Source organism: Bacteroidetes bacterium SB0662_bin_6 (assembly GCA_009839485.1).
Lineage (GTDB): Bacteria > Bacteroidota > Rhodothermia > Rhodothermales > VXPQ01 > VXPQ01.
Map to the genome: position 1 here is coordinate 1 of VXPQ01000001.1, position 22017 is coordinate 22017.

Here is a 22017-nt window from a genome sequence, read left to right on the forward strand (position 1 = left end):
CGGCGTCACTCTTCGTTGCTCGTCGCTCATTTGGAACCACCAAACTTCACTCCTCACGCCTTGATTGACCCCGTGCCTGACGGAACAGAGCATCGCTGTATAGTGCTAACAGGCCCTAATCAGAGTATCCTTTATTAACAGGAAAAGCCTCGCCGGGCCCGGCGAGGCTTTTCAGCATATTCAGGAACTTCCATGCATACGTCAGGCACGTACGGCCTATAATATTTCGGGCTTGCTGGAATAGTTGATACGTAACGTACCGGCCTCGCGCAATTCCTGCTGCACATCTATTACAATTCCCATTTCCGATGCTTGATCCACACGAAGAGATACGATGAGTTTCGGTTGATCAAGCAACTTTCGGTACATGACGCTGCGAACCGCCGTTAACTCCTCGATAAGCGCATCGTCAATCTGAATGGAGGTATCTCCCAATTGGTTGTTGGCCAATTTGAGAGGACCGATATACAAGTACGAAACAAGGCGCTTCTGATCAATCTTGGTAAGCGCCTCGGCACGCGGTAACGTGTTGCGCACCTGTATCTCCGTCTCTCGCAGTACGGTCGTCACCATGAAAAAAATGATGAGCATGAAGATGATGTCCGGCATGGACGCCATCGGGATCGTCGGATTCGACTTCGCGCTTTTTTTCTGAAAGTGTGTGGACATAAGCCCTCGGTCGCTTGATTGCTTGTCGTATCAGAAACAGGTCGATTCCGGCTTATCCGCCCCCTCCTGCATCCGGCTCCGCGATAGAGATCTGTGCCTTGATCTTCTTGCGAATCTGGTTTTCTTCATCGTTCTCCTCGATATAATCCCGATAGGTGGCGTAATCGGGAAAACCCATCGTACGAGCTTCAGCATCCCACATTTCGAAATAGGCCATCCATATCTCGTCAATCACGGCGATATAGATATCGTACGGCGTCTGACGATCCGTTTTCAGGGAAACAACGGCCTTGGCCATCGATTCGGCATAGTTGGGATCCTCCCCCTCATTCAGCGTATGCTTCTTGACTTCCTCCCTGACCCTTGGAACGATCGAAGGCCTGTCCTCAATCAACACGCGCCCCTCGGCATTGACGAGAATCTTGAGCATATTGCGCTCCCGGACCGGAGGCGGCTCCTGGTTCTCATCCAGTTTCGGGGGCAAGGTCATACCAATGCCCGTGTCCACATTGATGGTTGTCGTAACGAGGAAAAAGATGAGCAGCAGGAAGGCGATATCCGCCATGGATGCAGTGGGTATTTCCCCTCCTTCTCGCTCTTTTTTCTTTTTGAGTAATCCAGCCATGACGCTTTGCGTACTTGTGGTTATGGATACTTGGATTCAGAAAGCGGTCTCGGATACCGGCAGCAGCGCAAAAGCCCGGGTCAGTTGAACAATCCTCTGATTCCGGATACCAGCAGGCTCAGAACTGCCAGTACGAACATGATAACCAGCGTCCAGATGCCCGCAACTGCCCAGTCTCCGACGATAAGACCAAGAATAAGCAGCAGAACCACCGGAACGAGTATGATGGCGCCCGTAACGAGATTGATCTTCCCGTTGATGATGCTCTGGATACCGAACAGCACCATCCCGAGCAAACCGAGCCCCAGAATAATCGCAGCGGCCCAAATGGCGATGGGAACTATGTTTTCCATGGTCTAAAAACGTTTGCAGTTAGACGGACTCGTCGGAATCACCGGCATCGGGAACGTGCGGCGCCACCGGACGACCCGCCTGCAACAGCACCAGCGAATCAATAAGTTCGATGGAAGCATCTTCCATTTCCACTACGATCCGGTCGATCTTCGACACAGCGTAGTTATAGAAGAATTGCAGGATGATCGCTACGATAAGACCAAACGCCGTGGTCAGAAGCGCCACCTTGATACCCCCCGCCACAAGACTCGGCGAGATGTCGCCTGCCGACTCAATGGCGTCAAAGGCCTCGATCATACCGACAACCGTTCCAAGGAACCCGAGCATCGGAGCAAGGCTGATGAAAAGCGAAAGCCACACCAGTCCACGCTCCAGAAAACTCATCTCGATCGAGCCATAGGACACCACTGCCTTTTCAACCGCATCAATGCCTTCCTCGTGACGCAAAAGACCTGCCTGGAACACGGCGGCCACAGGGCCGCGCGTCTTTGCGCACATTTCCTCGGCTGCAGCAACACCACCGTCATCGAGCGAATGCTTGATGCCAATGATGAATTTGCGGGTGTTGATGTCGGCCCGGTTGAGCGTGATAATGCGTTCAAACGCAATAGCAAGTCCGATGATCAAACAGATCAAAACGGGCCACATCCACTGGCCGCCCTCATTAAAGCGCTCTACAAGAACGTTGATGACGCCCCCGTCCGAGGAGGCCGCGTCCTGTAAAAGCAATATCATCAAGTTGGGAAGAGTCATGGATTGGTTCCTCCGGAAAACACGGTGTTTCGGTTACAAAGTATGAATGTATGGAAGGCGGCGCATTATGTGCAATACCCCCGATATCCGGCGCCTGTGCAATGTTATAAGGAACACTTGCCGGACATCGCTATGCCGAAACACGCCGATGCCCGAATCGCCGTAACAAGCAAGTATACCTATTGCAAAGCGAAGTGTCAACGAGGGAACGCCAAACACAGTCATTCCTGCGATTTTTTTGTACGGAAACCCCTGCAGCAAGAAATCAATGCTACCGCAAGGACGCCCCCTCGACCTGACCCCACAATTGCATTGCTTCCTGCAATACCTGATCGGCATCGCTTATCGTTTCGTACCACATGCCCCGGTCGTACGTGCGTTGTCCAATGCGCGCCTTGATACGAGTCATCAGTAATTCCCGATCACGCGCTACTTCTGATCGGCTGAACCACCGTCCTTCCCCGTCGGTGCGGAAAAGCTCCGGGCTGCCATCCGGCGCAACATGTATGCCATGGGTATCAAGAAAAACCAGAAAAGCGTCGAATTCGCCCGGAGCGAAGGCAAAATCCTTTACAAAATCATCTCGCCGCGCCCCCCATTCTTCCTGAAAGGCAACCCCGTTCCGGTCGAGCCATGCCCGGGCAAAGGCATTATCCTGCGACTGTCCGATGACCGCCCGGGCAAAACCTGACAGGGAATCCGGATATACGATCACATCCGGCAGAATCCCTCCACCTCCGAAAACGGTTCGCCCTCCGGCAGTCGTATACTTGAGAGAATCGGGCACGGTATCCTGAATCTCCGACATGGTCAGCGTTTTCTCGAGCCGGTAGCGATCCAGTTTCGATGCATAATAGTCGTCGGATTGCCCGGTGGTGTAGGGTGTCTGGATAAGACGCCCCGAGGGAGTGTAAAAGCGCGAGATCGTAATACGCAATGCGCTGCCGTCAGGCAGGGGAAACTGCTTCTGAACAAGGCCCTTGCCGAACGTGCGTCGCCCGACCACGAGCGCCCGGTCGTGATCCTGGACCGCACCAGCCACAATTTCGCTGGCCGAGGCGGAGTTTTCATTGACGAGAACCATGAGCGGCCCCTGCTCGAAGCCATCTCCCGTGCGGGCATAGTTCTGCTGGTTGTACTCGCCATGGCGGCTACGAGCCTCGACGATCATTTGTCCGTCCTTCAGGAATTCGTCGGCAATTTGCACTGCCATTTCCATGAATCCGCCGGCATTGTCACGCAAATCGAGCACCAGACGCCGCATACCTTGTTGGCGCAACACGTCCATACCTTCCATGAACTCCGAATAGGTGGTTCGTGCAAACCGGTTAAGGCGAATGTATCCTGTCTCGTCATCCAGCATGTAGTGCGCGTCCATAGTCCAGAAAGGAATCCTGTCGCGCGTAATCACAAAATCGAGCGGCTCTTCGTAGCCGGGGCGGCGTACCGTGACTTTTACCCTGGTGCCTCGAGGCCCCTTCAGAGTACGTTCCACATCTCCCGAAGAAAAACCGATGGCTGACGAATCGTCTACGGCGATGATCCGGTCCCCGGAGAGCATACCCACCGTCTCGCTGGGACCGCCGGGCAATGGATTGAGCACCGCCACCGTATCCATACCATTCGGCCCGGCAATAATCTCGAACGCGATGCCGATCCCATCGAATGAGGCCTCAAAATCCTCCCGCACCCTCGTCATCGCTTCCGCATCGATATATATCGAATGGGGATCGAGTTCATCGAGCATGCCGTGGATGGCGCTTTCCGTCAACTGCGACGAAGAAACCTCCTGCACGTAACGCTCATTGATCATGAGGTACGCGTCTTCGAGTTTTCTGAGCGATTCAGCCGTATTATCCCAGGAGATAACGGAATCCAGCTCGAAACCAAGCACTATGCCCACGGCCAAAACGACGGAGCCGAAGGTCAACACCTTCCGATACTGCTTCATGGTCGATCCCTTCGTTCCGGTGGGAAAAATCTCCCGCACCGAAAAGTGTGAACATTTTTTTTAATCCCCACAAAGACTCCCGCGTAAAAGCAGGAGCGCCAGCGCACCGCTTCCTGCCAGTACATAATACGCCAGGGTCTGTTAAAGAAAGGCAGCGTTTGTGATACAGGAAGCCCTTACACAGGATCCCATACCCGGTTCGTTCGTGAACGTTTTATGACCACCAACAAAGAGATTGCCCGCCTTCTTAAAGAAACCGCCGCACTCATCGAGATTACCGGCGGCAACGTATTCCGGGCCCGTGCTTTTGCAAGCGCGAGCCGGGCCATCGGGCGGCTGGAAAAGGAGGTAGCAACACTCACCGCCAATGACTCGCTTGAGGAATTGCCCGGCATCGGGACCGGCCTGGCGGCGCAAATAGGAGAGATTCTCGAACGCGGCTCTTTCGATCTGTATGAGGAATTGCTCAGCGCCATCCCGCCCGGGCTTCCCGACATCCTGCGTATCAAGGGGCTTGGGGCCAAAAAAGTGAGGCGACTCTGGCAGGAACTGGATATTACCTCCGTAGAGGAACTGGAACAAGTCGCTACCAGCGGGCGCCTTGCCGATCTGAGCGGATTCGGCCCGAAAATACAGGCAACAATTCTCAAAAATATTCGCCTCCTTAAACAATATGAGGGACGGCGGCGATACGATCAGGCCCTGACAGAAGCCTTGCATTGTCTCGAAGCAATCCGGGGCATAGACGAAATCCTCGAAGCCCATCTGGCGGGGGGACTCCGCCGAAGCCTCGACACGGTAGACCGTATAGTCATTGTAGCCGTGGCTGCCGACCCCGAACAAGCTTGCCGTGCACTGGCCGGCTGGTGGACGGCTTTAGAGAAGGATGCAGGCAAAGAACACATCCTCCTGACTGCGCTTCCTGATGGATTCCCTCTGCGCATTCATGTAACGACTCCGGAGCAGTATGGAGCAACCCTGTGGAAAGCAACCGGATCCCAAGCGCATGTGGCCGCTGTCCGGAACCGGTTTAACCTTCCCGCTGAAGCACACTCCGAACACGCATTGTTCGAAGCCGCCGGGATTCCATTCATAGATCCGGCTGTCCGGGAAAATACGGGAGAGATCGAGGCTGCTGCACAAAATGAACTACCGGACCTGATCGAGTACGAAGATATTCGGGGGACACTGCATAACCACTCTACCTGGAGCGACGGAATGCACACCCTGCGGCAGATGATCGACGCAGCATACGCCAGAGGATATTCGTACTACGGGGTATGCGATCACAGCCAATCCCTGGTGATTGCAAACGGGCTCAGCATCGAGCAGGTGCATGAACAACAGAAAGAAATTCGCGAACTGAACCAGGCGTACGGAAATGACTTCCGGATATTCAGCGGTACTGAATGCGACATACTCGCAGACGGATCACTCGATTATCCTGATGACGTGCTGGCTTCGTTCGATCTGGTCGTGGCAGCCATTCATACCCGCTTCGAAATGTCCGAAAAAGAAGCGACCGAACGATTGATCCGGGCCATCGAAAACCCGTACACGATGATTCTTGCGCATCCGACCGGCCGTTTGTTGCTGAGGCGGGAAGGGTATCCCATCCATCACGAAAAAGTCATTGACGCTTGCGCAGCGAACGGGGTGGCTCTTGAACTGAATGCCAATCCATACCGGCTTGATCTTGACTGGCGTTGGATACGGCATGCAACGGAACGCGGCGTTATTATCTCCATTAACCCCGATGCGCATGCCATTGACCAACTGGATTATATGAAACTGGGCGTCTCGATCGCCCGCAAAGGATGGCTTACCCCTGAACAGTGCCTGAATGCGAAAGGCCTGGACGAATTTTCATCCTGGCTCGACAGGAAACGATCCCGGCACAGCTACGAAACCATTTGACATGAGAAAATTGATCGTCATCCCGGCGACGGTCGTCTTGTGCCTCGTCATCGGCGGTGGTGTCGTAGTGTATTTATCGTACAGGCTGCCTGCCCCCCCGGCGCGAGCATATGTACCGGGATTGGAAGAAACAACCCGGATCGTCGTCTATGAAAACGGATCGGCGGCCATCCATGCGCAGTCGGCCCGCGATGCATACACGGGGCTTGGATATCTGCATGCCCAGGAACACGCGTGGACCATGAATCTGTGGCAACAGACCGCCCGGGGCAACCTGTCAGCATGGCTCGGCGAAGAACTGCTTGTACTCGACGGGTTGACCAAACGCCTCCAGTTAGCCTCGATGAGCAAAGCAGCGTATGCAGCGCTATCCCCTGAAGACCGGGACATCCTTGACGCCTATGTACAAGGGGTTAATGTCGTACTCGGCCAGCGCCGCCCGGCGCAATTGCACGAATTCCTCTTGCTTCGCAGTGTTCCGGAACTGTGGGAACCCTGGTTTCCCCTTGCGATCGAACGTCTCCTTGCATGGATTGCCACGGAATTGCCGCATCCCGACTCACTTCAGAATACCCGGACAACGCTGCGTACGCTTCACGAAGAAAACCGCCTGCTGAAGAAATGGCTGCATCTGCACGGATTCGACCGCAGCATGGCCTGGACGATAACGGACAGCCTTGGAACGCATCTGGCCCAGCGGCATGTGTACGGAGCCTCTGCGTTACCCCTGTTTCAGGAGGTAAGGATGACGTATCCGGAAGAAACCGCCATAGGGGCTACCTGGATCGGTACACCCTTTATGCCCGCTGGTCGGACAAACGCCCGGTCATGGGCGATATTGTCTGCAAGTACCGTATCCTTGCATTCGTCCACGGATAATGCCCCGGCGCCCACATACGAATATGAGAAATGGAGAATCGCCGAAGGGCAGGAAGTGGTTATGCGCTTCCGGCGAGACCGGGGCGGCCTTTTTCTCGCACCGGATTCCCTGCTTCCGGTGACGGATTTTTCCGGGGATATGCGTGAAACCCCGGATAGCACGACGACCGGTCTGTTTTTAACGTGGCCGGGCTGGGAGCCCGTAAGCGACGCTGCAGCCTGGTTCGGCTTATTGTCCGGCTCGGATGCGCCGTTTACCCTACAGGACGGGGATGGGCTCGTCATATCCGAAAACGACTCAGTCTACATTGCAGGAACCCCCTTGTTCGTTACCCGGGATTCCGGGGTAACGGCCATAAGTAACAACCCATGGTCCGACCTGGCGGCAAAACGTCTTGCGCAACTTGCAACCAGCGAGCCGCAGTCCATGGAAAACCTGTTCGGGGTACGCGATCTCCGGAGCGCATGGGCGGCAAACATTACGCCTCGGCTGATCGATATCATCCCGGCTGACGGAGCAGATACTCCCTCTGCTCTTGTTGCAGACGCACTGACCTACCTGCGAAACTGGGAATACACGTTCGATGAAGCCAGTATCCCTGCGACGATCATGGACACATGGACCAGCCTGTATTTCGACAGTACGGGAACATGGCCGGATGGCGCTGTTGGCGGGCAATCCGGTCCGGAAGCACATGAAATTGAATACCGGATCATGGAGCGGACAGTGACCCATCTCACCGCACAATTCGGAAGCGGGCTGGAGGAATGGCGATGGGAAAAAGCACAGCCGCACCGATATTATTTCCCTGTATGGTCTGCGAGCAATGTGTCCGTTGAAAAGAAGGGCAACACTGCTGCAGCCCGATACGCACCGATACTCATCCCCGGATCCGGTCATGTCACCACGTTACAGTACGGTACATCACTATCCGACAGGGAGCCGCCCGCCCCGGCCCGATGGGAAGCATGGATGTCCACCTCCGAATGGAATGTCTTTCACTACCGGACCCGCCGATTTCCGGTAAACCGCCCCTTCGGGAAATATCTCGTTCCGGAAAGTGCACCCGAGTCCGCTGTCCTGCATGCAGATATGCTGCAAGAGGAAAGACAGGAACCGATACGATACGACATCACACTTTTTCCCGAACAATAGCATGCCGTCCAACGCACGCATATATGTAGGCATAGACGCCGGCGGCTCAAAAACCGAGTTAGTCGCCGCAAAAATGCAGGAGGAAGAACTCCTCAACCTGTTTGGCCCCTGCGGAAACCCCGCTCGTGTGGGATTCAAGGACTCGGCGGATGTAATAACAGACCTGATAGTACAGGCTGTCGAACGTCTTCAGGGAGAGTCCATTGCTTCCGTATGTGCCGGCGTCGCCGGGGCAGGACGCCCGAAGGATCAGCACCTGCTCCATGAAGGCATTCGGAGCCGGCTAAAGGATCGCATCCCCACATCGGCGCGCGACGTTCCGGTGCGGGTTACGCACGACAGTCTCATCGCTCTGGAAGCCGCCTTCGAAGGAGAGAGTGGAATTATGGTGATTTCCGGTACAGGCACTGTATCCCTGGCACGTACAAACTCGGGCGAATTCTTGCGGGCTGGAGGATGGGGCTACCTCATAGGCGATGAGGGAAGCGGCTATGCGCTCGGGGCTGACGGCCTGCGTGCCGTGGCACATGCATTCGACGGCGGACCGGACACGGCGCTATGCGACCTTCTCGCGGCATCCGGAGATGTAACGAGTAAGGAAGATCTCTTCGAGGTGGTGTACAAGAAAAAAACACCTCTGCAACGATTCGCCCGTATCGTGATACAGGGAGCGTGCGACGGGGACCCTGTGGCTGAAAGAATTGTCCGGAAACATATCGCCCTGCTCACCGAGCAAGTATGCTGGCTCGCCGATCGGTGCTCGGCCATACGCCCCCGGATAACTCTGCTGGGCGGACTGGCCAATAATCCTTTCTACCGCAAACGCCTCTCTAGTGCACTACTCGAGCGTCTGTCCGGATGGGAATGCATGCAGCCACTGAACCGACCCGTCATCGGCGCATGGCGTATGGCAAATGACATGACGCAAGGCGAAGGGCTCGCAGGTTCGGAACAAGGAACGAGCGCCTGACGCACCGCAGCTTATTCGTTCGGATAGCGAACACGTTCGACAAGTTCCCTGACGGAAATCGGAGAATCGGGGGTACACAAAGAGACCCCTATCGTGATCGCAAAATTAAGCAGCATCCCAATCACGCCGACCCCCTGCGCACCAATTCCAAGGAAGTGGTCAAGAATCGGCTCGTCCATCCCCGGAATCACGTTTTGCGCCCGCATGAGTGCAATCATCACGAAGGTAAAGGCCAGGCCGACACTCATACCGGCGATCGCACCCTGCTTGTTTGCACGCTTCCAGAAAATACCCAGTACAATTACCGGGAAAAACGAGGCGGCGGCCAGCCCAAAGGCAAAAGCCACTACCTCGGCTACGAATCCCAGCGGATATACCCCGAACACACCCGCCACAATAACCGCGAGAAAAATCATGAGCCGGCCTACAAAAAGACGGCGTTTTTCCGAGGCTTCGGGGTTTATGACCGACCCGTAAATGTCGTGCGCCAGCGCCGAGGAAATAACAAGCAACAGACCGGACGCCGTGGATAGCGCCGCCGCAAGTCCGCCTGCCGCCACCAGGGCAACGACAATTGCCGGCAACCTTGCGATTTCGGGCGTTGCAAGGACAATGATGTCACGATTGATGGCGTCAAGAAGTTGTTCCGCCGTTTGTATCCCCCCCTCAGGAATCGTCACCAACCCGGTAGCCGCCCAATTCTGCATCCAGCTCTGCTCAGCGATGGCCGGACCCATTTCCGCAAACTGCTGCAAAATGTGGTATTTGGCGAACATGGCCACCGCAGGAGCCGTCGTGTAGAGGATTCCGATAAAAAGCAGGGCCCAGAATGCCGACCAGCGCGCCGCCTTCACATTCTTTACCGTATAGAACCGGACAATGACGTGCGGAAGCCCCGCCGTCCCGGCCATCAGGCAGAGCGTAATGGCAAATACATTCAGCTTGGAAAGGCCTGTGAACGGATTCGAGTAACTCGACAGTCCCAGATCGTGCTGAATGGCGTTCAGCTTGGGAAGAATCTCTTCCATGGCGAGCTGGGGCACCGGATTTCCCGTGAGCAGCAGCGCAATGGCAATGGCCGGAACCGTATAGGCAAAAATGAGCACGCAGTACTGTGCTACTTGCGTATACGTGATGCCTTTCATACCGCCAAGCACCGCAAAAAACGCCACGACAATCATCCCGATGGCCACGCCCAGTTCGAACGGGATCTCCAGAAAACGCCCAAACGCCACGCCGACGCCTGCCATCTGCCCGGCAACATACGTGAAGGACACGAAAATGGCGGCGATGGCGGCAACTACACGCGCCGCTTTCGAATAGTACCGTACGCCGACGAAATCGGGCACGGTGTATTGTCCGAACTTGCGCAGGAACGGCGCAAGAAGAAGAGCCAGCAACACATATCCCCCCGTCCACCCCATCAAATAGACCGCCCCGTCATAGCCCATGAACGAGATCAGGCCGGCCATGGAAATAAACGAGGCCGCGCTCATCCAGTCTGCGGCGGTTGCAGCCCCGTTGGCGATAGCGGGAACGCCCTGTCCGGCCACATAGAAGCCTTTGGTGGACATGACCCGGCTCCGGTAGCCGATATACAAATAGGCGGCAAAAGTAACGCCGACCGTAACCCAGGTCCAGCCTTGAATACCCATGGTCTATCCCTCGTTTGCCGATAGTGGCGCCGCATCCTCTTCGGTATCGGCTTCAAGGGTCGCCTGGCGGTCAGCGCGCCCGCTGAGCAGCGCATACAGAAAGATCAACAGGATAAACACATAAATGGCCCCCTGCTGCGCCATCCAGAAACCAAACGGCATATCTCCAAAGGATATCCGGTTGAGTTGCTCGACAAAGAGAATGCTGCACCCGAATCCGGCAACAGCCCAGACAAGAAGTAACAGACCGGTTCGCCGAAGCTGTCGGCGCCAGTAAGCCTTGGCGACATGCATAGGGATCCTCTCTCTATACCTCGAGCGATTGCAGATACTCGAGACCCTGCTGGATGGAAATCAGTGCATCGATATGCTCGTACTCGATGATATACTCCTCTACCCCATTTGCTTCGGCCGCCCGGACGATCGCCGGCAAATCGATCATCCCCATGCCCAAGGGTACATTCGTGTCAAGCGGTGCATGGCCGCTCAGATCGCCCAGCTCCGTGCCTTCCCGCATGTCTTTCATATGATACAGCGGAAAACGCCCCGGATATTTTTCGATCAGCGCCACCGGGTCAAAACCGGGCCACTTGACCCAGAATACGTCCAGCTCCACGTCCACTACGCCCGGCTCGGTGTGCTCCATGAAGCGATCGAAGAGTGTGCCGCCTCCTTCCGCCTCGCGAAATTCGTAGCCGTGGCAATGATACGCGAAACGCAGCCCCTCCGACCGGAGCGCTTCGCCGGCTGCCGTAAAATCAGCAATAGCACGATCGATATCGTCCACATCGAAATCGCCCTCGTGCGGGATCCATGCGACGGCGACCCAGGGAGATCCCAGGATATGCGCTTCCTCCGCAACCGCTCCAATATCGCCGGCGACACGCTCGTACGAAGCATGCATGCTTCCCACCGTAAGACCCGAATCATCCAGCAAGGCCCGAAAATCGACCGCCGGCATGTCGTGCAAACTGTAGGTTTCTACCCGATCGAAGCCCGCCTCCCGAACGGCCCGCAACGTGCCGGCAAGATCCATGTCGAGCTCGTTCCGAACGCTGTACAACTGCACCCCGATGGGGGTATCGATCCCGCCGGAAGCGATCACATCGGGCTCAGGAACAGGAGCAGTGCTTTCTTCCTGCTCGCCACAGCCGACGAGAGGCAGTACGGCCGGCGCGGCTATCGCCGAGCCTATCCGGGTCAGAAATTTTCTTCGGGAAGTCATAGCAAGTAGATAGTTTGAGAAAACGTTACACGTCGCAAAGCGCAACCGCCTCGCGTAAACTGACGAGCGGCGTGCGCGAGGGAATGAATTCCTGACCGACATAGCCGGTGTACCCTGTTTCGCGAATCGCCCGCATGATGGCAGCGTAGTTCAACTCCTGGGTTTCGTCTATTTCGTTTCGGCCCGGATTGCCCCCGGTATGATAATGCCCGATGTATTCGTGATTTTCGCGGATCGTGCGAATGACATCCCCCTCCATAATCTGCATGTGATAGATGTCATATAGCAGCTTAAAGCGTTCGGAGCCAACCCGTTTCACCAGTTCGACGCCCCATTCCGTATGATCGCACATATAATCGGGATGGTCCACCTTGCTGTTGAGCAATTCCATGCATATCGTGACACCGTGCCGTTCCGCATCGCCCACAACCTGCTGAACACCCTGGACACAGTTCTCCAGCCCCGTTTCGTCATCCATGCCCCGGCGATTGCCCGAAAAACAGATAATGTTCGGGAAGCCGGCCTCAGCCACTTTGGGAATAAGTTCCTTGAATCCGGCTATGAAACGTTCGTGAAACTCCGTACGGTTAAACCCGTCCGGGATCGAAGTCGGCCCGTTCGCCATCGCACAAACGAGGCCATATTCCTTGACGACAGGAAATTCCTCGACGTTCAGCAATTCTACAGAGTGCATGCCGATAGCCTGAGCGCCGGCGCTCAATTGCTCCAGCGTGAGGCCGGAATAACACCATCGGCATACGGAATGCTTAAGGCCTGCATTGCGTGCACGGGATGAAGCACGGAAAGAGTTGCCGGAGGCTTCGAGAACCGTTGGCGCCGCCAGGGTGGAACCGGCGGCCACGGCGGCTCCTGTTCTGAGAAATGTTCTTCGCTTCATAGGATTACCGGGTTTGACTGCCTGCAACCAGTTCCTCGACCACACCCGGATCAGCCAGAGTGGACGTGTCGCCGAGGTTCTGATATTCGTTGGCTGCTATTTTACGAAGAATTCGGCGCATAATCTTGCCGGACCGCGTTTTCGGCAACGCAGGCGCAAATTGAATGCGGTCGGGCCTGGCAATAGGGCCGATTTCCTTGCGCACATGCTGCACGAGTTCGTCGCGCAACACCTCGCTCGGATCAGTCTCCGCCACGAGCGTCACGAATCCGTAGATACCCTGCCCCTTGATCTCGTGGGGGAACCCTACCACGGCGGCTTCCGCTACCTGACCATGTGATACAAGCGCACTCTCGATCTCCGCAGTGCCCATCCGATGCCCCGACACGTTGAGGACATCGTCCACACGGCCCGTGATCCAGTAATAGCCGTCCTCGTCGCGGCGACATCCATCCCCCGTGAAATACTTGCCCTCGAACCGGCTGAAATATGTCTGGACAAACCGGTCGTGATTCTTGTAGACCGTGCGCATCTGACCCGGCCACGAATCCCCGATGGCCAGCAACCCTTCGCCTGGGCCTTCCTGCACGACGCCGTCCGGATTCAATAATTCGGGGCGGATACCAAAAAAAGGAAGCGTTGCCGAACCGGGTTTCCGGTCGATGGCCCCAGGCAACGGCGCAATCATGATACCGCCGGTCTCGGTTTGCCACCAGGTGTCGACCACCGGACAACGCCCCTGTCCCACCGTATCATGGTACCATTTCCATGCTTCCGGATTAATGGGTTCGCCTACGGTGCCCAGCACCCGGAGCGAACCCCGATCCGTACGCGTAACGTATGTGTCGCCTTCACGCATCAGCGCACGGATAGCGGTCGGGGCCGTGTAAAAAATGGTGACCTGATGCCTGTCCACCACTTCCCAGAGCCGCGAGGGGTTGGGCCAGGTCGGCGTACCTTCGAAAAACACCTGGGAAATACCGTTGAGAAGGGGGCCGTAGACCATATAGGAATGTCCCGTAATCCACCCCACGTCGGCGGTGCACCAGAAAATGTCGTCCTCGTGGCAATCGAACACGTACTGGTGCGTTAGCGAGGCATACACCAGATAGCCGCCGGTGGTATGCAGTACGCCTTTCGGCTTACCGGTAGAACCCGACGTATACAAGATGAAAAGAGGGTCCTCCGCATCCATTTCCTCCGGATCGCAATCGGCATCCACATGCTCGCGCACTTCGTGATACCAGTGATCGCGTCCTTCAACGAGTGAAGCCCCCGATCCGGTACGCCGGACGACCACAACCGCCTCTACATCCGGGCAGCGTTCAAGCGCCTTGTCGGCATTCTGCTTGAGCGGGACTTTCCTGCCGCCGCGCACCCCTTCGTCGGCGGTAAGAAGCACCGTCGAGTCGCAATCAAGAATGCGGTCTGCGAGAGAGTCCGGGGAAAAGCCCGCAAACACCACGGAGTGTACCGCACCGATCCGGGCGCACGCCAACATCGCGTAGGCAGCTTCCGGGATCATGGGCAAATAGATCGTCACGCGATCCCCCTTCCGCACCCCAACACGCTTGAGCACATTGGCGAATACGCACACTTCACGGTGCAGTTCGCGCCAGGAAATGTGGCGCGGAGCCTCATCCGGATCGTCCGGCTCGAAGATAAACGCCGTGCGATCCCCATGTTCGGCAAGATGCCGGTCCACGCAATTGTAGCATGCATTCAGGGTTCCCCCCTCGTACCAGCGAATGTACAGATCGCTGCTTGCCCAGGAAACATTTTTGACAGTGTGGAAGGGACGAAACCAGTCGATGCGGGCAGCCTGTTCTCCCCAGAATCCTTCCGGGTCGGCTATAGACCGACGGTACAGGGTATCGTACTCCTCGCGAGAGGAAATCCATGCTCTTTGTCTGAAGGCATCGGACGTCGGATACAAATCAGCCTGTCCGGAATACGCAGCAGTTACCTGATCGCTCATCGATTGTTTATCCGTTTCGTGGTACGGCCCTGTAACATACGGAATGCGCGGGAATGCATTGAAGGAACCTTGGGGCGCGCATTCGAACAAAACATAGGGTCCGGGATATCCTGCAAACTCGCGGCCAACCGCACGTTTATGTTTTGAGAGAAGGCGCGTCCCAAGGTCCTCGCCCTGCGGATTTATTCAGAGATTCCTGAAATCTCGTCCAAGCGGGCCTGGACGTATCCCGCCACGGCGTTGCATACATAGAGCGCGTCCGCACGGTGCAAATCCTCGGGAAACAGCACGCCTTCTTCCAGATCGCTGCACGTCTCCAAAAGGAAACGCCGGTATACTCCCGGAAGCGCACCTGAATTCACCGGGGGAGTAATGCGCCGGGAGCCGAATTCCGCTACGACATTTGTGCGTGAGCCCTCGGCCACTTCTCCACGCTCGTTCAAAAAAATCACCTCGTCGAATCCCTGCCCCGCCGCCTCCCGGTGCAGGCGGTCGTAGTGCTCCCGGTATGTTGTTTTGTGGCGGCGGTACGGATCGGAGGAATCGATACGCACGCCGGCAAGACAAAGACGCAATGCCCCGGGCGCATGCGCCTCGTCAAGCGCATGCACGGAGATTTCGATGCGCCCGGAAGCATCCAGCGTGGCGCGGATCCTGCATACTTCCTGTAAGCAGGCGGCATCTGCCACACGCCGGCGAAAGACCTGTTCGTCAAAATCGTATCCCAGCGTTTGGGAGGACGTACGCAGGCGATCCACATGTCCCTCAAGAAGCGCAATGGCGCCATCTCCGCAGCGCATGGTTTCTATCAGCAAAGGGGGAAGCATATCCCCTGCCGGTTCGGGCTCCCGTAACAGCACCGAAGGAGACGAAGCGACGGAAGAACCGTACACCGTCGACGACACATTCAAGCCGGTCAGGAATCCGGCCTTGAGCAAACACTCCTCGTATTCTTCTTCCGGAACGGAATCCCACACGAGACCGCTGCCGACACCGAGCCGCGCCTCCCCGGACAGCACCTCGGCCGTTCTGATCGCGACATTGAAAACCGCACGATCCCTGTGCATATACCCTACAGCGCCGCAATACGCACCGCGCGGCTCCGGTTCGCAGCGATGAATAATATCCATAGCCCGTATCTTGGGCGCACCTGTCACGGAGCCGCATGGAAACAACGCTGCAAAAATATCCTGTGTGGCCGCACCCGGGGACAAACGTCCCTGAACGGACGTGGTCATCTGCATAAGTGTTTCGTACCGTTCCGTTCTGAACAGGTCCGCGGTACGCACCGAGCCCGGCTCGCAGCATTTGGATAAATCGTTGCGGAGCAAATCAACGATCATGACATTCTCGGCGCGGTTTTTTTCGTCCTTTTCCAGCCACTGCTCGAATGCCGTGTCTTCCGAAGCATTGCGACCCCTGGCCACCGTGCCTTTCATCGGCCGGGTCGTTATGCAATCGCCCCGGCGATCAAAGAATAATTCGGGCGAGCAACTGAGTATCCGGAAGGATCCGACGTCAAGCCAGGCTGCGTAAGGCACCGGCTGGCGACGCAACAGGGCCTGAAACAGGGGCCATGGCTCACAGGGGGGAGTGAAAGACATCGGGCCGGTGACATTGACCTGATAGACATTGCCTTCCCGGATATGCTCCCGGACAGTCTTTACAAGAGAAAGGTAGTGTGCCGGATCGTATGCAAAGCGCGCAGGAATCGGAACAGGAAAGGAGACAAAATCAGACGGGCAAGGACCGGGCGCCCATGCCTCACGGTCGGAAAAGGCAGCCATCCAGACCAGGGGGGTGCGAGGAAGTCTGCATCGCATCGCCCGATCAAATGCAGGCGCCGCCTCGTATGCCACAAAACCGGCCACATGCAATCCGTCTTCCGCCGCCCGACAGGCCTTGTCCAGCATGGGAGAAACTTCGTCGAGCGCATAGGCCGCGAATGTTTTCTGCAGCCCTTGCAGAACCACCCCTCCGCATCCGTTCCATCCGGGTCCCAGAACAACCTTTCCGGGTGCCGCCTCGGCGTGTTTATCAAAAGATGGAAACGATTCCCTTGCCCCGCTCATACCCCATTCAAAAAAACAGGTTTACGGAATGTCACCTTTGTGATCGATGTATTCAACCTTTAATATCCGATAGCATAGCTGCTTGCGGGGCAACCGATACCGCCGCATAATAGCTATCCCGCTCTTCGAACCAGGCTTCCCAAAGACGACCATCGGCATCCCGAACGGTCGCCCGGCCCTCCTCTAAACCCACATCGAGGCGAAGTTTCTTCGGAGAATAAGCCAGTCCCCTGTGCATGGCCTTGAGCGTCGCCTCTTTCAGGGTCCAGCATAAAATATTCGCCCGTTCCCTGTCGAGAGGAAGTACATCCGCCAGGGATGGTTCGTCGGGATGCAACATGTATTGCTCAAGTTCGGGAAGCCGCGGTGTTATCCGTTCGATATCCACCCCGACCCGGCGTGGAGATGCGACAGCAACAGCCCAATCCCCGGAATGGGAAATGGAAAGATACAATCCACCCGAAGCGACCTCCACAACGCCGCTCTCCGCCACCCTGAGTCCCACCTCGGAGGGCGCCACAGCAAGGCGCTCTGACAAGAGCAAACGGGCAGCCACCCTACCCAACACGAATTCCCTGCGGCGCTTCGGATCGGTAAATGACTCAACACGTTGGACCTCCTCCTCGGAAAGCAAGGCCCGCATCCTGTCCCCATCTCCGGATCCGGAGTGGAGATAACGCATCGTGACATCCACGGGTAAGTTGTTCATTGGAAGGAGTTCCCGGAAAGCGAACACCTCACACAAACTCCGACGAGACCCGCGGCTCTTCTCAGTCCTTACCGCCGACCAGCTCATCAAGGGTTTCGTCCGCCAAGATAAACATTGCTCTCAGAATGCGTTGGTGCAACTGCTGCATATTCCCAACCCGCTGCGACAATGCTCTTTCTATCTTTGATTTCGCCCTCTCGCGCACCTCCTCAGAGAGTGTACAGTCATGCCTGAATTCGTATTTCTCAATGGTAAAGGCCGCTATATCGCGCATGTTATCCGCTATAATATCGGTGTCGAATGAGCTTTCAAGATCTGCCGGCGCCAATGCTGTCTCTTCTTCCCCGCTACCGCTATCATCGAGTTGACCGAGCGCCTCAGCTTGCGAAGCGCGAATTGCTATGAGTTGATCAAAGCCACTGATCGAAAAGACTTCGTACACCGGCTTCGAGAGGGAACAGAGCGCAAGTTTCACATCCTGTTCCCTGAGTTGCTTGGCAATCGCCACGATAACCCGCAAGCCCGCACTACTGATATAGTTTACTTGCTCGAAGTCGAGCACCACGATCCGGTTGTTACCATGGAGCCCGGACTCCAAAGCACCTTGAAATCCAGAAGCAGCGGTGCTATCAATGCGTCCCGAAATTTGAGCAATTGCGATTCCTTCCTTCTGTTCCCATTTTGCCTCGACAGCCATTGTACATTCCTCAGTTATTGGTGAGTGTTGCGCCTGACCTGATTTGCATTTTAGGACTCTGCGCCGTCTAAAGCAAGGCGTGTCCTTTTGGGGACCTGTTTGCAGAAAGTCTGAACCGGCACGATCCGGCAACGGGGCGCCCGAAGGACCGCACGCCGGCCCGGGCGCTACGCGAAGCCCTCGGAAAAGACTGTCCAACTTTTTCGGACCATTTCTCGTACATTCCGGCAAGTATCCCTTCCTCACCAGGCAAGCCATGTCGTATTTCGTTGGCATAGATGTTTCGACCACAGCGACGAAGGCGCTCGTGATCGACGAACAAGGCACAGTCATACAAACGGCATCCACGGAGTATGCCTTCGACACCCCGCACCCACAATGGAGCGAACAGGCCCCTTCCTTGTGGTGGCATGGTGCAACGGAAAGTATACGCAAGGCGCTGGCCGGAGCGGATATCCCCGGCAAGGAGGTGACCGCCATCGGACTGACGGGCCAGATGCACGGTCTTGTTTTACTGGATGTCGCGGGCCGCGTACTTCGCCCCGCGATCCTCTGGAACGATCAGCGCACCTCCGCCGAATGCGACGAAATCATTGAGCGGGTGGGGCGCACAGAACTGATTGCCCGTACAGGCAACGATGCGCTGACCGGATTCACTGCCCCGAAGATCCTTTGGGTCCGCCGGCACGAACCAGCGATCTTCGAAAAAATCCGGCAAGTGCTTCTCCCGAAAGATTATGTGCGCTTCCGACTTACCGGCGAGTACGCCACGGATCGGGCGGGTGCAGCAGGCACATTGTTGCTCGATGTGCGCAAGCGCGACTGGTCAGACGAAGTGCTTGCAAGACTCGACATCCCCTCCCAATGGCTCCCACCTACACACGAAGGCCCGGACATTACGGGAACGCTTTCAGCCGAGGCGGCGGAAGCTACCGGGCTGGCAGTCGGGACTCCGGTAGTCGCAGGCGGGGGCGACCAGAGCGCGCAGGCCGTGGGGGTCGGAGCGGTACAGGAAGGCATCGTGGCGCTTACCCTCGGAACATCCGGGGTAGTGTTTGCTTCGGTGAACAAACCCTTTATCGACCCGGATGGGCGCCTGCATTCCTTCTGTCACGCGGCGCCGGATACCTGGCACCTGATGGGCGTCATGCTTTCGGCAGCGGGGAGCTTGCGATGGTACCGGGACACGCTATTCCCGAACACGTCATGGGACGATCTGCTTGACCCTGCACGGGATGTGCAACCCGGCGCGCAAGGGCTCCTTTTTCTTCCCTATCTGACCGGAGAGCGAACCCCCCATGCCGATCCCATGGCGCGCGGCGCCTTTGTCGGATTAACGGTTCGCCATGAAAGCAAACATATGACTCGCTCCGTTCTCGAAGGCGTGGCCTTTGGCCTGCGAGACAGCTTCGAGATTATGCGGAGCGCCGGTCTGACGTCGATCGATCAGGTGCGAATATCCGGCGGCGGCGCCCGCAGTGCACTCTGGAGAAATATTCTTGCGGACGTGCTGGAAACAGAATTGGTCACAGTCAATACTACGGAAGGGGCGGCATTCGGCGCTGCGCTGCTTGCCGGCACGGGCGTCGGAGCCTGGCGCGATGTCCACGAGGCTTGCAGCGCTACCATCCACGTGACGGGGAATACCCCAAAAAACCCGGAAACGGCGGCGCGCTATCGTCCCTTTTATCGTGCATACTGCGACCTCTACCCTGCCCTGCACGCTTCTTTCCGCACCATAGGCGGCTCGTAAAATACGCGGGGCATGGATCTGCCATGCCTGCCCCCGATTGCATTGGCCAACGAATATTCGCCTTGTTCATCAGCAAAAACCAGCATGCGCCATCAGATTTCGCTCGAATATGCCGGGATACACGTGGATCCGGTATATCGCAATCTCGCCCCTGCGCAGCTTTACGAGCATATCATCCGACAGGAACCCGCTGCTATCGTGGACAGTGGGGCCATCGCCATCCGATCCGGTGACAAGACGGGGCGCAGCCCTGCTGACAAGCGGCTTGTAAAACATCCCGACAGCATCCACAACATCTGGTGGGGCCCCATAAACATCGAACTGGATCACCATACCTATCTCGTCAATCGGGAACGGGCCATCGATTTCTTTAACACAAGAGATCATTTGTATGTCCTCGACGGGTATGCCGGATGGGATCCGGATCACCGGATCAAGGTGCGCATCGTTTGTTCACGGGCGTACCATGCCCTTTTCATGCACAATATGCTCATCCGGGTTCCTGAGGAAGATTTGCCGGATTTTGGCGAACCGGATTATACGATTTTCAACGCCGGCGAATTTCCCTGTAACCGGCTCACCTCGCATATGACCTCGAAAACGAGCGTCGATCTCAGTTTCGAGGATCGGGAAATGGTTATCCTCGGAACCGCGTATGCGGGAGAAATGAAAAAGGGCGTCTTCACCATCATGAATTACCTGATGCCGAAAGAGCACGTGCTGTCAATGCACTGCTCGGCCAATGAGGGTTCGGATGGGGACGTCACCCTGTTCTTCGGACTTTCCGGCACCGGCAAAACCGCGCTTTCCGCCGATCCTCGCCGTAGCCTGATTGGAGACGACGAACATGGATGGGGAGAAAACGGCATTTTTAACATAGAGGGCGGCTGTTACGCCAAGGTCATCAATTTATCCCCGGAAGAAGAACCGGAGATTTACGAGGCGATCCGCTACGGGACCATTCTCGAAAATGTGGTATACGACGAAGTAACACGGGCGGTGGATTTTGCCGATACGAGCATCACCGTCAATACGCGAGCGTCGTACCCGGTCGAATATATCGCTAATGCAAAGATACCTTGTACCGGGGGGCATCCGCACAATATTATCTTTCTGACCTATGATGCATTCGGTGTCCTGCCCCCGGTAGCCAAACTGACCCCCGGACAGGCCATGTACCATTTTATCAGCGGATACACTGCAAAAGTGGCGGGCACCGAGGAAGGCGTGAAGGAACCCCAGGCCACTTTTTCCGCCTGTCTCGGCGCAGCGTTCATGGTATGGCACCCCGGCAAATATGCAGAGTTGCTGGCCGAAAAGATGCGTGCACACGGCGCCGACTCATGGCTCGTAAACACCGGATTTACCGGGGGACCGTACGGCATCGGGAAGCGCATTGCCCTTGCCCACACACGCCGGATAATCGACTCGATCCACGACAAAACGCTGCGCGAACAGTCCATGCGAACCGATCAGGTCTTCGGATTTGCCGTACCGACCGCATGCCCCGGCCTGCCCGCCAACCTCCTTGCCCCACGCACAACCTGGGTCAGCGAAGAAGCGTATGACCGGCAGGCGCGCGATCTGGCGAACCGTTTCGCAGAAAATTTTGAACGGTACAGGGACAAGGCATCCCCGGATATGCTCGCCGGGGGGCCGGTTCTGCAAAGATCATAGGCCACGCCAGGCAGGCCTGTCGCCGGAAAAACAACAGCAAGTATCCGACGACCCGTGCACACCTTTCGGCAGACGCGCC

General features: G+C 56.5%; 18 protein-coding genes. 5 read left to right on the plus strand and 13 right to left on the minus strand.

Annotation, left to right across the window (positions count from 1 at the left end):
• Positions 1 to 216 precede the first annotated feature (216 nt).
• The 5 genes from F4Y00_00005 to F4Y00_00025 all read right to left on the minus strand — a co-directional run bounded on the left by F4Y00_00005 (position 217) and on the right by F4Y00_00025 (position 4352).
• Positions 217 to 669: a biopolymer transporter ExbD gene (locus F4Y00_00005; GenBank protein ID MYE03351.1), complete on the minus strand. Its 453-nt coding sequence runs from the start codon at positions 667 to 669 to the stop codon at positions 217 to 219.
• Between the two features lie 52 nt (positions 670 to 721).
• Positions 722 to 1294, minus strand: a complete 573-nt coding sequence (locus tag F4Y00_00010) for a biopolymer transporter ExbD (protein ID MYE03352.1) — start codon at positions 1292 to 1294, stop codon at positions 722 to 724.
• Positions 1295 to 1374: 80 nt separating this feature from the next.
• Entirely contained in the window at positions 1375 to 1647 is a 273-nt protein-coding gene (locus F4Y00_00015; GenBank protein ID MYE03353.1) for a hypothetical protein, read from the minus strand.
• 19 nt (positions 1648 to 1666) lie between these two features.
• The gene (locus F4Y00_00020) at positions 1667 to 2401 is read right to left on the minus strand and encodes a MotA/TolQ/ExbB proton channel family protein (GenBank protein ID MYE03354.1); all 735 of its coding nucleotides are present in this window, start codon (positions 2399 to 2401) and stop codon (positions 1667 to 1669) included.
• Between the two features lie 271 nt (positions 2402 to 2672).
• On the minus strand, positions 2673 to 4352 hold the full coding sequence (locus tag F4Y00_00025; GenBank protein MYE03355.1) for a S41 family peptidase: 1680 nt from the start codon (positions 4350 to 4352) through the stop codon (positions 2673 to 2675).
• 216 nt (positions 4353 to 4568) lie between these two features.
• Between F4Y00_00025 and polX the strand changes: the two genes are divergently transcribed.
• The 3 genes from polX to F4Y00_00040 are packed head-to-tail and all read left to right on the plus strand — an operon-like array spanning position 4569 to position 9274.
• A complete protein-coding gene (gene polX / locus F4Y00_00030; GenBank protein MYE03356.1) occupies positions 4569 to 6269 on the plus strand; it encodes a DNA polymerase/3'-5' exonuclease PolX in 1701 nt (566 codons plus the stop codon).
• Positions 6196 to 8304 (plus strand): penicillin acylase family protein, encoded by a 2109-nt coding sequence (locus F4Y00_00035; protein MYE03357.1) that lies wholly within the window; start codon positions 6196 to 6198, stop codon positions 8302 to 8304. Before polX ends, F4Y00_00035 begins: the two co-directional genes overlap by 74 nt.
• On the plus strand, positions 8234 to 9274 hold the full coding sequence (locus F4Y00_00040) for an ATPase (GenBank protein ID MYE03358.1): 1041 nt from the start codon (positions 8234 to 8236) through the stop codon (positions 9272 to 9274). Before F4Y00_00035 ends, F4Y00_00040 begins: the two co-directional genes overlap by 71 nt.
• Positions 9275 to 9285: 11 nt before the next feature.
• On the opposite strand, the gene F4Y00_00045 is transcribed toward F4Y00_00040, so the two are convergent.
• From F4Y00_00045 to F4Y00_00080, 8 genes are all read right to left on the minus strand, one after another.
• Positions 9286 to 10929: a cation acetate symporter gene (locus tag F4Y00_00045; protein ID MYE03359.1), complete on the minus strand. Its 1644-nt coding sequence runs from the start codon at positions 10927 to 10929 to the stop codon at positions 9286 to 9288.
• Between the two features lie 3 nt (positions 10930 to 10932).
• Positions 10933 to 11223 carry a DUF4212 domain-containing protein gene (locus F4Y00_00050; GenBank protein ID MYE03360.1) on the minus strand — a complete coding sequence of 97 codons (291 nt, stop codon included), beginning with the start codon at positions 11221 to 11223 and terminating at the stop codon, positions 10933 to 10935.
• A gap of 13 nt (positions 11224 to 11236) precedes the next feature.
• Complete coding sequence (locus F4Y00_00055; protein ID MYE03361.1) at positions 11237 to 12256, minus strand: sugar phosphate isomerase/epimerase; 1020 nt, start codon at positions 12254 to 12256, stop codon at positions 11237 to 11239.
• Complete coding sequence (locus F4Y00_00060; protein ID MYE03362.1) at positions 12180 to 13052, minus strand: TIM barrel protein; 873 nt, start codon at positions 13050 to 13052, stop codon at positions 12180 to 12182. Before F4Y00_00060 ends, F4Y00_00055 begins: the two co-directional genes overlap by 77 nt.
• Before the next feature lie 4 nt (positions 13053 to 13056).
• A complete protein-coding gene (gene acs, locus F4Y00_00065; protein MYE03363.1) occupies positions 13057 to 15030 on the minus strand; it encodes an acetate--CoA ligase in 1974 nt (657 codons plus the stop codon).
• Positions 15031 to 15212: 182 nt separating this feature from the next.
• A complete protein-coding gene (gene pabB, locus F4Y00_00070; protein MYE03364.1) occupies positions 15213 to 17102 on the minus strand; it encodes an aminodeoxychorismate synthase component I in 1890 nt (629 codons plus the stop codon).
• A gap of 52 nt (positions 17103 to 17154) precedes the next feature.
• On the minus strand, positions 17155 to 17898 hold the full coding sequence (locus tag F4Y00_00075; protein ID MYE03365.1) for a 4'-phosphopantetheinyl transferase superfamily protein: 744 nt from the start codon (positions 17896 to 17898) through the stop codon (positions 17155 to 17157).
• Positions 17873 to 18841, minus strand: coding sequence for an STAS domain-containing protein (locus F4Y00_00080; GenBank protein MYE03366.1), 969 nt, complete (start codon positions 18839 to 18841; stop codon positions 17873 to 17875). Before F4Y00_00080 ends, F4Y00_00075 begins: the two co-directional genes overlap by 26 nt.
• On the opposite strand from F4Y00_00080, the gene xylB reads away from it, so the two are divergent.
• Together xylB and pckA are read left to right on the plus strand one after the other, a co-directional pair.
• Positions 18765 to 20261 carry a xylulokinase gene (xylB, locus tag F4Y00_00085; GenBank protein MYE03367.1) on the plus strand — a complete coding sequence of 499 codons (1497 nt, stop codon included), beginning with the start codon at positions 18765 to 18767 and terminating at the stop codon, positions 20259 to 20261. The genes F4Y00_00080 and xylB overlap by 77 nt on opposite strands.
• Before the next feature lie 84 nt (positions 20262 to 20345).
• The gene (gene pckA, locus F4Y00_00090) at positions 20346 to 21938 is read left to right on the plus strand and encodes a phosphoenolpyruvate carboxykinase (ATP) (GenBank protein ID MYE03368.1); all 1593 of its coding nucleotides are present in this window, start codon (positions 20346 to 20348) and stop codon (positions 21936 to 21938) included.
• Positions 21939 to 22017: the final 79 nt, after the last annotated feature.